This window comes from Kitasatospora sp. NPDC056446 (assembly GCF_042796115.1).
In the GTDB taxonomy this organism is placed as follows: Bacteria; Actinomycetota; Actinomycetes; order Streptomycetales; family Streptomycetaceae; genus Kitasatospora.
Genome location: NZ_JBHTRF010000057.1, coordinates 17851 through 30988 on the forward strand (window position 1 = coordinate 17851; position 13138 = coordinate 30988).

A 13138-nucleotide genomic window follows, 5' to 3' on the forward strand; every position below is an offset into this window, starting at 1 on the left:
CAGGCCGCGCCGGGCGGCGCCACTGCCGGGTGCCCGGCGCGGTCCCGGTCAGCCGGTGGCGCGGTCGTACAGCGCCTGGACGCGGTCGCCGAAGTAGCTGCTGTACGAGGTGTCGGGGCTGTTGCCGCCCTCCTGGTAGCCGCCGATCACGCCGACCACGGTGCCGGTCCTGGTGGCCGGGTCGAAGTCGGTGACCCAGGGGCTGCCGCTGGTGCCGCCGGTGTAGTCGGGGCAGTCGATCCGCAGCTGGGTGGGGCTCTGCTCGGTGGTGGTGTTGGAGCAGGTGATCGGGACGTCGCTGCTGCCGGGGTAGCCGGTGACCTTGACCGGGACCCGGTAGCCGCGGTTGACGCCCAGTCGGTTGGCGCCGAGCACCTGTTGGACCTGCTGCCCGTTCTGGGCCTGGACGACGGCGAAGGCGACGTCCATGTCCGGGTCGGCGTCGTTCTTCCAGCCGTCGTCCACGGTGACCGCCAGCAGGGGCCAGACGCCGCTGGGGGTGTCGCCGCCGCGGTAGCCGGGGACGAAGACCAGGTCGCCGCGTTGACCGAGCTTCGGGTCCCAGACGCAGTGCGCGGCGGTGACGATCAGGTTGAGCCCGGCGCTGTCGACCACGCTCGCGGTGCAGAAGTGGTCGCCGTCGGCGTTGCGGGTGAACACCGCGCCGACCAGGCCGTTGAGCACGGTGGGCTTGGCGGTGCGGGTGACCCCGGTGTGCCGGCCGACCGCGCCCTTGAGCCGCTGCCGGTTCCAGCCGTGGGTGTCGCCCGAGGCGGCGGTGGCCGGTGCGGAGGTGACCGTGGGCACGCCCCCGCCGGGCCCCGCCGAGGTGGTGCAGCCCGCCGCGGCCAGTACCGCCGCCAGTGCCCCGGCCGCCGCCCTCGCCCTACGTGTCGTCATCCGCCCAGGCTGCCCTGGACGGGGGCCCTGCCGCCACCCGGGCCGGGCCGCGGGGAGAGGCGCGCGCCGTCCCGGAGCCGGGTGCGCCCCCGGCGCGCACCACGGGTGATCGACCGGCTATGCTGCCCGGGACGGCCTCGCGGGGCCGTCTGCTGCTGCCGTGGCCGACGACCGGCGCACGCGGCGAACCGGGGCGGTAGCTCAGCCGGTTAGAGCAGGGGACTCATAATCCCTTGGTCGTGGGTTCGAGTCCCACCCGCCCCACCTTCTCGACGCGTGACGAGTGTCGAATCGACCGTCCGCGGGTCGGCCTCCGGAGTCGGAGTGCCACTGCCCGCGACGAGGCAGAGTCTAGGCCGCGGCCACCCCCTTCCCCGTGTGGCGCGCCGGAATTCACCCGCCCGTGGGCATCGGCCCCGGCACCCCCGGTATCCCCTCCTCCCGCCCGTGCGTTCGGCTGCGCGCGGTGGCGCCCTGGCGCGTCGCGCGAGAAAAGTGATATCACTTTGCCATCCGAATGGACGTTCGCTGGAGGAGTCGCTCTCATGGCCGTACCGCGTTTCGCCGTCGAGGACGGCCCCGCCCTGGACCTTCCGGCGCCCAAGATCACCGAGCGGGTCATCACCGGCTCCGCCGGGCTCCCGGTGCTCTTCGGATCGCTGTTCGGCCTGGCGGCCGGGATCGGGGCGATCGTCACCGGCGGCGTCCAGCTGGCCGGCGGGAGCAAGGGGGCGGGCGGCGCCCTGATGGTCGCCGGGCCGCTGCTGCTGGTGGTCTCACTGGTGCTGCTGTGCGGCCTGACGGTGGTCTCGCCCGGTCAGGCCCGGGTGGTGCAGCTGCTCGGGCGCTACCGCGGCACCATCCGCGCCGAGGGCCTGACCTGGCTGAACCCGTTCACCAACCGCCGCCACATCTCCCTGCGGATCCGCAACCACGAGACCGAGACCACCAAGGTCAACGACGCGGACGGGAACCCGATCGAGATCGCCGCCGTGGTGGTCTGGCAGGTCGAGGACACCGCAATGGCGATGTTCGAGGTGGACGACTACACCGACTTCGTCGCCATCCAGACCGAGACGGCCGTCCGGCACATCGCCACCAGCTACCCGTACGACGCCCACCACGAGGGCCAGTTGTCGCTGCGCGACGGCGCGGACGAGATCGCCCGCAAGCTCTCCGCGGAGATCGCCGAGCGGGTCGCCTCGGCCGGCGTGCGGGTGGTCGAGTCCCGGATCACCAGGCTCGCGTACGCGCCGGAGGTCGCCCAGGTGATGCTCCAGCGCCAGCAGGCCGGGGCCGTGGTCGCGGCGCGCAGGCTGATCGTCGAGGGCGCCGTCGGTATGGTCGAGGAGGCGTTGGACCGCCTCGCCGCGCGCGACGTGGTGGAGTTGGACGAGGAGCGCAAGGCCGCCATGGTGAGCAACCTCCTGGTGGTGCTCTGCGGCGATCGGGGCGCCCAGCCCGTCGTGAACACGGGCTCCCTCTACCAGTAAGGCGGGCGCGGCATTGGCGACGGAACGGAAGAAGCTCCTGCTGCGACTGGACCCTTCGGTTCACGACGCGCTCGCCAGATGGGCCGCGGACGACCTGCGCAGTACCAACGCGCAGATCGAGTTCCTGCTCCGCCGGGCGCTCACCGACGCGGGCCGGATGCCCAGCGGTGCGAACCGGCTTCCCCGGCGCGGACGCCCGCCCAAGGAGGCCCCGGAGGACGGCGGTTCCACGGAGGGCTGACCGGCCGCCGGGCGCCCGAAGGTCCGACCCGCCCCTCCCGCGAGCCCGGCCGCCGATACGGCGGCCGGGTTCCACGCGTTCCGGGCCCGCGCCCCATCCACCGATCGGTTGATCCCCCCTCCACCGCGCTCGCCCGCGGCTCTGACCGTCCGGTCGATCCGCCGCACCGGCCCCGCGCGGGAAGCTCGTCGCAGGCCGGAGGAACCGGCCGCACCGGCGGGGACGAGCGGGAGGAAGCGGCGCGATGGCCGTGATCGAGGTGGCGGGGCTGCGCAAGGCCTACGGGCGGCGCCAGGTGCTGGAGGACGTCTCCTTCGGCGTGGAGCGCGGCGAGGTGTTCGGCCTGCTGGGGCCGAACGGCGCGGGCAAGACCACCGCCGTGGAGTGCTGCGAGGGCCTGCGCCGGGCCGACGCGGGCACCGTCCGCGTCCTCGGCCTGGACCCGGTGAAGGACGCCCACCGGCTGCGGCCGCGGATCGGTGTCCAGCTCCAAGAGGCCCGGCTGCAGGGCGCGCTGCGGGTCGGCGAGGCGCTGGAACTGTACGCCGCGCTCTACCCGAACCCCCGGGACTGGCGCGAGCTGCTGGACGAGTGGGGGCTCGCCGACCAGCGCCGGACCCCCTTCGACAAGCTCTCCGGCGGCCGGCGCCAGCGGCTGTTCATCGCCCTCGCGCTGATCGGCAACCCCGAGGTGGCCTTCCTGGACGAACTGACCACCGCGCTCGACCCGCAGGGCCGCCGCGACACCTGGGAGCTGGTCCGGCGGATCCGCGACAAGGGCGTGACGGTGGTCCTGGTCTCGCACTTCATGGACGAGGTCGAGGCGCTCTGCGACCGGGCCGCCGTCCTCGACGGCGGACGGATCGTCGCCTCCGGCACCCCCGCGGAGCTGATCGCCCGCTCCGGCACCGGCGGCACGCTCGGCTTCCACCCCACCGGACCGCTGGACACCGCCCGGCTGACGGCCCTGCCGGGGGTCACCGGGGTCGAGGAGCGGGACGGCCGGGTCGAGGTCTCCGGCGTCGGGGACTTCGCCGACGAGGTCACCGGCCTGCTGGCCCGCGAGGGGATCGTCGTCACCGGGCTGCGGATCCGCGAGCACAGCCTGGACGACGCCTACCTGGCCCTGACCCGCCACGACTCCTGACCCGCCGTCACCACGCCCAAGGGGAGCGCCACCATGAACCGCACCGCCCAGCACACCGCCCGGCACACGGCCCGGCCCACCACCCGGCCCACCACCCGGCCCACCACCCGGCCCACCGCCCACGCCGTCCGCCGCCTGGCCGTCGCCGAGGCCCGCCTCTTCCTCCGCGAGCCGCTGACCGCCTTCTTCGGCCTCGCCTTCCCCGCCGTGCTGCTGCTCGTCCTCGGCTCCGTCCCGGCCCTGCGCAGGACCTCGCCCGACATGGACGGCATGAGCACCATCCAGCTGTACGCGCCGATCCTGGCCGTCTTCACCCTGCTGCTGCTCGGCCTCAACAGCCTGCCCTCGCTGCTCGCCGCCTACCGCGAACGCGGCGTGCTGCGCCGGATGTCCGCCAGTCCGGTCCGCCCGGCGCTGCTGTTCGGCGCGCTGCTGCCGCTCTACCTGGGCGTCGCCGTCGTCTCGGTGCTGCTGGTGGTGGCGGCCGGGCCGCTGCTCGGGGTGGCGCTGCCGCGCCAGCCGCTGGGGTTCCTGCTGGCCTTCCTGCTGGCCGCCGCCGCGCTGCTGTCGACCGGTCTGCTGCTCGCCGCGGTCGTCCCGTCCGCGAAGGCCGGCAACGCGGTCGGCGCGCTGGCCTTCTTCCCGATGATGTTCTTCTCCGGGATCTGGCTGCCGCGCGAGTTCATGCCGCCCCTGCTGAACCGGATCGGCGACTTCACCCCCAGCGGTGCCGCCGTCCAGACCCTTCAGGACGCCTGGGCCGGGCACTTCCCCCAGGTCGTGGGCCTGCTCACACTCGCGGCGTACGCGGTGCTCGCCGGGGCCGCGGCTGCCAGGCTGTTCCGGTGGGAATGATCAAGCGGCCGGCGGCCGACGAGAACGCGCTCGGCGCCTGGCAGGACCGGCTGGACCGGCTGATCGGCCCGCTCTGCTACGTCGCCCTGCTGGCCGCCACCGCCATGGCCCTGCTGATCCCCGTCCCGAACGCCCGCCCCGCCGCCGCCGTCCTCCCGGCGGCGGCCGCCGCGTTCCTGTGGCTGGTCCTGCGCTCGGCGCTCGACCGCGTACCGGGCCCGGAGGGCCGCCCCCGGTACGCCGGCGCCCACTTCGCCGTCCTGCTGGCGCTGATCACCGTCCTGGTGCTGGACAACCCGATCTTCGGCTTCTTCGCCTTCAGCGGCTACCTGCACGCCGCCCGGTACCTGCGGGGCCGGGCCCGGACGGCGGGCGCGGCCGTGGCCACCGTCCCGACCTCGCTCTCCCAGGTCGGCGGGGTCCTGCCGGACAGCCTGGCGAAGGCCGGCGGACTGCTGGCCGTCATCGCCTTCAACCTGATGGTGGTCGGGCTGATGTTCGCGCTCAGCGAGGCGGCCGACCGGCTGAGCGCCCGCCGCAAGGCCGCCAACGCCGAACTCGCCGAGGCCAACCGGCTGCTCACCGAGACGCTCGCCGAGAACGCCGGACTGCACGCCCAACTCCTCGTCCAGGCCCGGGAGGCCGGGGCCTCGGACGAGCGCCGACGGCTCGCCCGGGAGATCCACGACACCGTCGCCCAGGGCCTGGCCGGGATCGTCACCCAGCTCCAGGCCGCCGACCAGAGCCGCGCCCGGGACGCCGCGGCCGCCGAGCGGCACCAGGCGAACGCGGTGGCCCTGGCCCGGGAGAGCCTCACCCAGGCCCGCCGGGCCGTCCACGCGCTGCGCCCGATCGAGCTGGAGCGGGCGGCGCTGCCGCAGGCGCTGGCGGAGCTGGTCGGGCAGTGGCGGGAGCGCAACGGCGCCGCCGCCGCTCTGACCGTCACCGGTGAGGCCCGCCCGCTGCACCCCGAGGTCGAGGTGACCCTGCTGCGGATCGCACAGGAGTCGCTGGCCAACGCCGCCAAGTACGCGCGGGCCTCCCGGGTCGGCGTCACCCTCTCGTACATGCCCGACCTGGTCACCCTGGACGTCCGGGACGACGGCGTCGGCTTCGACCCGGACGCCGAGCCCGCCTCCCGGGCGACCGGCGGCGGCTACGGTCTGGACGTGATGCGCCGCCGGGTGCGCCGCCTGGCCGGGCGGCTCGACCTGGAGACCGAACCGGGCGCCGGCACGACGGTGTCCGCGACCCTGCCAGCGATCAGTGTGGAGGAGTAGGACCGTGAGCGACGCGACGACGATCAGACTGCTGCTGGTGGACGACCACCCGGTGGTCCGGGACGGGCTGCGCGGGATGTTCGCCGCCACCCCCGGCTTCGAGGTGGTCGGCGAGGCCGGGGACGGCGCCGAGGCGCTGGTCCTGGTCGCCGCGCTGCGACCGGACGTGGTGCTGATGGACCTGCGGATGCCGCGGATGGACGGCGTCACCGCGATCCGCGAGATGGCCGAACGGGGCCTGCCCGGGCGGGTCCTGGTGCTCACCACCTACGACACCGACGCCGACGTGCTGCCAGCCGTCCGGGCCGGCGCCACCGGCTACCTGCTCAAGGACGCGGCCAGGGAGGAACTGTTCCACGCCGTCCGGGAGGCCGCCCGGGGCGCCTCGGTGATCGCGCCGACCGTCGCCGCCAAGCTGCTCGGCCAGGTCCGCGCGCCCGCCCGGGAGCCGCTCAGCCCGCGCGAGCTGGAGGTGCTGGAGCTGGTCGCCTCCGGTGCCACCAACCGGGAGTCCGCCGCCCGGCTGTTCATCAGCGAGGCCACCGTGAAGACCCACCTGATCCACGTCTACGCCAAGCTCGACGTCAAGGACCGGGCCTCCGCCGTCGCCGCCGCCTACAACCTGGGGCTGCTCACGCCGACCGGTCGGCCGTAAGCTGGCCGGATGCTCGAACCCGCCCTGCTGCCGACCCCGCTGGTGGACTGCGTCGACGAGGTGTTCGCGCGGGCCGGGGTGGAGCTGCGGCTCAAGCGGGACGACCTGCTGCACCCGACCGTCCCCGGCAACAAGTGGCGCAAGCTCGCGCCCAACCTGGCCGCCGCCGTCGAGCAGGGCCACACCCGGCTGCTGACCTTCGGCGGCGCCTACTCGACCCACCTGCGGGCCGTCGCGGCGGCGGCCGGGGCGCTCGGGCTGGAGAGCGTCGGGCTGGTCCGCGGCGAGGAGTTGGCCGACCGCCCGCGCAACTGGTCGCTGCGGGCGGCCGAGGCCGCCGGGATGCGGCTGGAGTTCCTGACCCGGGCCGAGTACCGGGAGGCCACCGGCCGGGCCGAGGGGACGGACGACCGGGCCGAGGGGGCGGACGGCGCGCAGTGGCCGCGGCGCCGCTGGGGCCGGTGCCTGGTGCTCCCGGAGGGCGGCTCCAACGCCCTGGCCGTGACCGGTGCGGCGGCGATCCCGGCCGAACTGCCCGACCTGGGCGGGCGCGACGTGGTCTGCTGCCCGGTCGGCACCGGCGGCACCCTGGCGGGCATCGCGGCGGGGCTGCCGCCGGGTGCCCGGGCGCTCGGGGTGGCGGTGCTGCGCGGCGGCGAGGGCTACCTGGAGGCGGAGGTCACCCGGCTCCACCGGGCCGCGTACGGGCGGGAGTTCGACAACTGGTCGATCGACCACGCGCACCACGGCGGAGGCTACGGCCGGGTCCCGGCGGACCTGGCGGCTTTCGCCGAGCGGTTCGAGCACCGCCACGGCGTCCCGCTGGAGCGGCGCTACGTCGCCAAGCTGCTCGCCGCGCTGACCGGCCTGGCGCGGGCGGGCGCCTTCCCGCGCGGCACCCGCCTCACCGCCGTGGTCACCGGGCTGCCGGACCCGGGGTAGCCGCCGTCAGCCGAAGGTCAGGTCGGCGCACGGGTCGGTGTCGGCGTTGCGGGTGTTCTCCGCTATGCCGGTGGGGATCCCGTTGGACGGCGTGCCGTCGGCCGCGGTGCCGGGGGCGGCGCCGGGGGCCTGGCTCGGGCCGGAGGCCGAGTCGATCCGGGTGCCCGCCGGCCGGTAGTCGCTGCCGAGGGTGACGGTGATCGCCTCCGAGCCGGGCTCCTCGACCGCCTGGGCGCCGGGGAAGAGCGCCACCACCTGGTCGGCGGCGGCCTTCAGCGCGGGGTCGTAGGCGACCCGGGTGGCCTGGTGCCCGGGGGAGTTGGGGCCGAGCGTGATGTTCCGGAAGCCCCGTCCCTTGAGGGTCTCCGAGCCGGAGCCCGCCAGGCCGGGGGTGCCGACCCCGTTGACCACGGTGAGCGGCGCCGCGGCCTGCTCGGGGGTGAGCGGGGTGTCGGCTCCGGCCGGCGTGCCCGGGCCGGCGGTGGGGGAGGCGGCCTGCTGGCCCGTCCCGGTGGTGCTCTGCCCGTCCAGGGTGCGGTCCTCCCGCAGCAGCTTCCAGAGCGTGTCGGCGTCCGGCTGGACCAGTCGCACCCGCTCGCCGGCGAAGCGCCAGGGCGCGGTGACGAAGGTGACGTCGGAGAGCTTGATGTCCTGCACCGAGCGGGCGAAGTCCACCAGCTTCATCGCGGTGCCCAGGCCCTCGTCCACGGTGAGCGACTTGGTGGCCGCGTCGGCCAGCGGCAGCAGGGTGGGCAGCGAGAAGCCCTGGCCCTGGACCTTCTTGATCATCGAGGAGAGGAAGGCCTGCTGGCGCTTCATCCGGCCTATGTCGGAGTTGTCGCCGATGCCGTGGCGGGCCCGCAGGTAGTCCACCGCGGACTGGCCGGACAGCTTCTGCAGGCCCTTCTTCAGGTGTATGCCGAACTGGTTGACGTCGTTGGGCACGCAGGCCTCGACGCCGCCCACGGCGTCGGCCATCGCGGCCGCGCCCTTGAAGTCGACCACGACGGTGTGGTCGATCCGCAGCCCGGTGAGCTTTTCCACGGTGTTCTGCGTGCAGGCCGGGTTGCCCTTGGCGTCCGCGCCCACGGTGAAGGCGGAGTTGAACATCTGGTCGTTCCTGGGCGCCGTCCAGTTGCCGTTCGACAGCTTGCAGGACGGGATGGTGACCAGGGTGTCGCGGGGGATCGAGACGCCGACGGCGTGCTTGTGGTCGGCGTAGATGTGCAGCACGATCGCGGTGTCCGAGTGGCCGACGCCCTCGTCGCCGCCGCCCAGCGCGTTGTTGCCGTCGTCGCGGCTGTCCGAGCCGAGCAGCAGCACGTTGACCGGCACGGAGGCGCCCGGCGTGACCGGGACCGGGGCCGGCGGGCGCTCGGTGGCGACCCCGCCCGCGTCGAAGGTGGTGATGTTGTTGTCCAGCCGGTGGTAGAACCAGGCTCCTGCACCCACGACCGACAGCACCAGAACGGCGGCCAGGCCGATGGCGGTGCGCAGGTAGCGGCGCCGGCGCGTGCTGCTGCTCATCCTCCGTGCCCCCCGTCTTCAGGTTTCTCGCGTTCGATGATTCGAACGTTAGACGTTCCGAGGGGCTGTTCGGTTACCCCCGACGGGCGAACGGATTTCCCGTCGAGCCTGTGATGCTGGTCACGCGCCGGGGCCCGCGGCGCCCGACAGCATCCGGTGGAGCAGGTCGCGCAGGACCGTCCGCTCGTCCGGGCCGAGGGCGGCCAGCGGCTCGCGGGCGAAGTTCAGCGACTCGCGCAGTTCCGTGGAGGCGGCCGAGCCGGTGTCGGTGGCGGCGACCAGCTTGACCCGGCGGTCCTGCCGGTCGGCCTCGCGGGTGACGAAGCCGCGGGACTCCAGCCGGTCGACGATGCCGGTGATGTTGGACGGTTCGCAGCTGAGCGTCTGGGCGATCTGGCGCATCGGCATCGGTCCGCGCCGCAGCAGGGCGAGCACCTTGGCCTGGGCGCCGGTGAGCGAGCGGGCGGCGGCGGCCTCCTCGTACTCGCGGTGGAAGAGCGCGACCAGGTTGGCCATCAGGTCGACGACCTCGCGGGTGATCTCGTCAGGCTGCGGCGTGGCGTCCGGGGCCGGCTGAGTGTCCATGGTGCAGAGTCTACCTGAAAAGTTGACAAGGTGAACCTTTTATGTCCATCGTTACTTAAGTTACTCAACCTTTCAGGTACCTGAACAGCAAGGAGCACCGACCATGGCAGAGCAGGCCGCCCCCGCGACCGCCCGTGAATGGCACCTCGCCGCCCGCCCGCAGGGCTGGCCGGTGCCGGCCGACTTCGCCCTGGTCGAGGCCCCGGTCCGGACCCCGGGCCCGGGCGAGATCCTGGTCCGCAACGCCTACCTCTCGGTGGACCCGTACATGCGCGGCCGGATGAACGACGTGGCCTCGTACATCCCGCCGTTCCGGCTCGGTGCGCCGATGGACGGCGGTGCGGTCGGCTACGTGGTGGCCTCCGCGGCCGAGGGCTTCGCCCCGGGCGACGCGGTGCTGCACGGCCTCGGCTGGCGCGAGTACGCGACCCTCGACGCCAAGCACGCGGTCAAGGTCGACCCGGCCGCCGCCCCGCTCTCCGCCTACCTCGGCGTGCTCGGCATGCCCGGCCTGACCGCCTACGCCGGGCTGCTCGCCGTCGGCGCCCTCAAGGAGGGCGACAAGGTCTTCGTCTCCGGCGCGGCCGGTGCCGTCGGCTCGCTGGTCGGCCAGATCGCCCGGCTCAAGGGCGCCTCCCTGGTGGTCGGTTCGGCCGGCTCGGCGGAGAAGGTCGCCAGGCTGGTGGACGAGTACGGCTTCGACGCCGCGTTCAACTACAAGGACGCCCCGGTCGCCGAGCAGCTCGCCGCGGCCGCCCCGGAGGGCATCGACCTCTACTTCGACAACGTCGGCGGCGACCACCTGGAGGCCGCGATCGGCGCCCTCGGCGTGCACGGCCGCGCGGTGCTCTGCGGCGCGATCGCCCAGTACAACGACACCACCGCGCCCGCCGCCCCGCGCAACCTGGCGATGGCGATCGGCAAGCGGCTGCGCCTGGAGGGCATGCTGGTCGGCGACCACGCCGCCCTGCAGCCGCAGTTCGTGGCCGAGGTGGGCGGCTGGCTGCGCTCCGGCGAACTGCGCGGCGAGGAGACCGTGGTGGACGGCTTCGAGAACGCCGCCGAGGCCTTCCTCGACCTGCTGCGCGGCGCCAACACCGGCAAGATGGTGGTCCGCCTGGACGGCTGACGCACCGTCAGGACACCGCCGCCCCGCCGCCCCCATCGGGCGTGCGGGGCGGTTTGCCGTCCGGCGGTTCGTGGTCGGGCGCGGGGGCCGGGCCCCACTACCGTATTCCGGCCGGATCCGAAAGTGCGTCATCCATCCTGTGGGACGGCGCGGTACGGTGGTCCCGCCTGGCGATGGGGCCGTTCGGGGGAGAGATCCAGCCGAGGGGTGGACCTCGTTGAGGATTCGACTAGCATTGAGCGAAAGCCTGTCCGTTTTGCTCAAATTAGTGGCTTAATGTCGGCTAACGTGGGTAACAGTGGATCAACTGCAGGCACACGAGGCAGCTGGGGAAGGCGACCCTCGTCCACAGCCTGGAGGTCCCGGTGACGACACGTGGAGTTCTGTACATCCACTCCGCGCCCCGCGCGCTGTGCCCGCACGTCGAGTGGGCCGTCGCGGGGGTGCTCGGGGTACGGGTGAGTCTGGACTGGATCCGCCAGCCGGCCTCGCCCGGGCACTGGCGTGCCGAGCTCTCCTGGCAGGGGGAGACCGGCACGGCGTCCAAACTCGCCTCCGCGCTGCGCGGCTGGCAGCTGATGCGGTACGAAGTGACCAGTGAGCCCTGCGCCACGGCGGAGGGCGAGCGGTACAGCAGCACGCCCTCGCTCGGCATCTTCCACGCCGTCACGGGCATCCACGGCGACATCCTGATCCCCGAGGACCGGCTGCGCGCCGTCCTGCTGCGCGCCCGCAGCGAGGGGGCCGACCTGGAGGCCGAGATCGCCCGGCTGCTCGGCAAGCCCTGGGACGACGAACTGGAGCCGTTCCGGTACGCGGGCGAGGGCGCGCCGGTGCGCTGGCTGCACCAGGTGGTCTGAGCCCGTCGGGCACGACGAAGGGGCCGGCGCTCTCCGTGAGCGCCGGCCCCTCGCGTGCGTGCCGGAAGGTTCAGCGGGTGCGGAAGGCCAGCACCACGTTGTGGCCGCCGAAGCCGAACGAGTTGTTCAGCGCCGCGATCGGGCCCTCGGGCAGCTTGCGGGCCTCGCCGCGCACGATGTCCGCGTCCACGTCGTCGTCCAGCTCCTCGACGTTGATGGTCGGCGGGGCGAGGCGGTGGTGCAGGGCCAGCACGGTGGCGACGGTCTCGACACCGCCGGCGCCGCCCAGCAGGTGACCGGTCATCGACTTGGTGGCCGAGATGGCGATGTGGTCGAGTTCGTCGCCGAGCTCCTTGCGGAGCGCCTTCAGCTCGGCGGTGTCGCCCTGCGGGGTCGAGGTGGCGTGCGCGTTGACGTGCACGATCTCGGACTTGTCCAGCTGGTTGCGCTCGAACAGGTCGGCCAGCGCGCGGGCCACGCCGGCGCCGGTGGGCTCGGGCTGGGCGATGTGGTGGGCGTCCGAGGACAGGCCCTGGCCCACGGCCTCGCAGTAGATGCGGGCGCCGCGCGCCTCGGCGTGCTCGACGGACTCCAGGACGACCACGCCGGCGCCCTCGCCCAGCACGAAGCCGTCACGGGCCTTGTCGTACGGGCGGGAGGCGTGCTGGGGGTCGTCGTTGTTCTTGGACATCGCCATCATGCTGGCGAACGCGGCGATCGGCAGCGGGTGGATCGCCGCCTCGGTGCCGCCGGCCACCACGACGTCGGCGCGGCCGGTGCGGATCATCTCGATCGCGTAGCCGATCGCCTCGGCGCCGGAGGCGCAGGCGGAGACGGGGGTGTGCACACCCGCGCGGGCGCCGACCTCCAGGCCGACGTTGGCCGCCGGGGAGTTGGGCATCAGCATCGGGACGGTGTGCGGGGAGACCCGGCGGGCGCCCTTCTCGCGCAGCACGTCGTACTGGTCGAGCAGAGTCGTCACGCCGCCGATGCCGGAGGCGATGACGGTGCCCAGGCGCTCGGGGGCGAGCTTGGAGGACTCGTCGGTGGCGGGGGTCTCGTAGCCGGCGTCGGCCCAGGCCTCGCGGGCCGCGATCAGGGCGAACTGGGCCGAGCGGTCCAGCTTGCGGGCCAGCGGGCGGGGCAGGATCTCGCCGGGCTCGACAGCCGTGCGCGCGGCGATCTTCACCGGAAGGTCTTCGGCCCATTCCTCGGTCAGGGCCGCCACTCCGGACTTGCCGGCGACCAGGTTCTCCCAGGTGCCGGCGGCGTCGGCGCCCAGCGGCGTGAAGGCGCCGATACCCGTGACGACCACGGTGCGGTTTTCAGCGGTCACTGGTTTCTTCTTCTCTCACGTGTGCGGGGGGTCGGCGGGAGCCGAGGATGGGACCGGCCGGGCGCCCCGGGTGGGGCGTCCCGGCCGGCGGGGGGGGGGCGGGGCCGGGTGCGCCGCGGGCCCGGGGGCCCGGGGGGGGGGGTGGGGCCCCGGACGGGGAGGCGCCAGCCAAACGAGGGTAGGGGGAG

The 13138-nt window shown here is 74.0% G+C and carries 13 protein-coding genes and 1 tRNA gene; 10 read left to right on the plus strand and 4 right to left on the minus strand.

Features of this window, described 5'->3' with window-relative positions:
- Window positions 1-48: 48 nt before the first annotated feature.
- Window positions 49-900, minus strand: coding sequence for a trypsin-like serine peptidase (locus ACFQ6N_RS28765; RefSeq protein WP_380655040.1), 852 nt, complete (start codon window positions 898-900; stop codon window positions 49-51).
- Window positions 901-1090: 190 nt separating this feature from the next.
- Here ACFQ6N_RS28765 and ACFQ6N_RS28770 point away from each other — a divergent pair.
- The 8 genes from ACFQ6N_RS28770 (at window position 1091) to ACFQ6N_RS28805 (ending at window position 7513) form a co-directional block, all read left to right on the plus strand.
- Window positions 1091-1164: transfer RNA gene (locus tag ACFQ6N_RS28770), tRNA-Ile, on the plus strand.
- Window positions 1165-1445: 281 nt separating this feature from the next.
- Window positions 1446-2393, plus strand: coding sequence for an SPFH domain-containing protein (locus tag ACFQ6N_RS28775; protein WP_380655043.1), 948 nt, complete (start codon window positions 1446-1448; stop codon window positions 2391-2393).
- Window positions 2394-2406: 13 nt separating this feature from the next.
- Window positions 2407-2634, plus strand: coding sequence for a hypothetical protein (locus ACFQ6N_RS28780; RefSeq protein ID WP_380655046.1), 228 nt, complete (start codon window positions 2407-2409; stop codon window positions 2632-2634).
- A gap of 244 nt (window positions 2635-2878) precedes the next feature.
- Window positions 2879-3781, plus strand: a complete 903-nt coding sequence (locus ACFQ6N_RS28785) for an ABC transporter ATP-binding protein (RefSeq protein ID WP_380655049.1) — start codon at window positions 2879-2881, stop codon at window positions 3779-3781.
- A 33-nt stretch (window positions 3782-3814) separates the two neighbouring features.
- Window positions 3815-4636 (plus strand): ABC transporter permease, encoded by an 822-nt coding sequence (locus tag ACFQ6N_RS28790; protein WP_380655052.1) that lies wholly within the window; start codon window positions 3815-3817, stop codon window positions 4634-4636.
- Complete coding sequence (locus ACFQ6N_RS28795) at window positions 4633-5916, plus strand: sensor histidine kinase (protein WP_380655133.1); 1284 nt, start codon at window positions 4633-4635, stop codon at window positions 5914-5916. Before ACFQ6N_RS28790 ends, ACFQ6N_RS28795 begins: the two co-directional genes overlap by 4 nt.
- A 4-nt stretch (window positions 5917-5920) precedes the next feature.
- A complete protein-coding gene (locus ACFQ6N_RS28800) occupies window positions 5921-6571 on the plus strand; it encodes a response regulator (protein WP_380655054.1) in 651 nt (216 codons plus the stop codon).
- A 9-nt stretch (window positions 6572-6580) separates the two neighbouring features.
- The gene (locus ACFQ6N_RS28805; protein ID WP_380655057.1) at window positions 6581-7513 is read left to right on the plus strand and encodes a 1-aminocyclopropane-1-carboxylate deaminase/D-cysteine desulfhydrase; all 933 of its coding nucleotides are present in this window, start codon (window positions 6581-6583) and stop codon (window positions 7511-7513) included.
- Between the two features lie 6 nt (window positions 7514-7519).
- On the opposite strand, the gene ACFQ6N_RS28810 is transcribed toward ACFQ6N_RS28805, so the two are convergent.
- Entirely contained in the window at window positions 7520-9040 is a 1521-nt protein-coding gene (locus tag ACFQ6N_RS28810; protein ID WP_380655060.1) for an LCP family protein, read from the minus strand.
- A 120-nt stretch (window positions 9041-9160) separates the two neighbouring features.
- The gene (locus ACFQ6N_RS28815; RefSeq protein ID WP_380655063.1) at window positions 9161-9625 is read right to left on the minus strand and encodes a MarR family winged helix-turn-helix transcriptional regulator; all 465 of its coding nucleotides are present in this window, start codon (window positions 9623-9625) and stop codon (window positions 9161-9163) included.
- A gap of 103 nt (window positions 9626-9728) precedes the next feature.
- On the opposite strand from ACFQ6N_RS28815, the gene ACFQ6N_RS28820 reads away from it, so the two are divergent.
- A complete protein-coding gene (locus tag ACFQ6N_RS28820; RefSeq protein ID WP_380655066.1) occupies window positions 9729-10754 on the plus strand; it encodes an NADP-dependent oxidoreductase in 1026 nt (341 codons plus the stop codon).
- Window positions 10755-11119: 365 nt separating this feature from the next.
- A complete protein-coding gene (locus ACFQ6N_RS28825; RefSeq protein ID WP_380655068.1) occupies window positions 11120-11614 on the plus strand; it encodes a DUF3145 domain-containing protein in 495 nt (164 codons plus the stop codon).
- 70 nt (window positions 11615-11684) lie between these two features.
- Here ACFQ6N_RS28825 and fabF read toward each other — a convergent pair whose 3' ends face one another.
- Complete coding sequence (fabF, locus tag ACFQ6N_RS28830) at window positions 11685-12950, minus strand: beta-ketoacyl-ACP synthase II (RefSeq protein WP_380655071.1); 1266 nt, start codon at window positions 12948-12950, stop codon at window positions 11685-11687.
- Window positions 12951-13138: the final 188 nt, after the last annotated feature.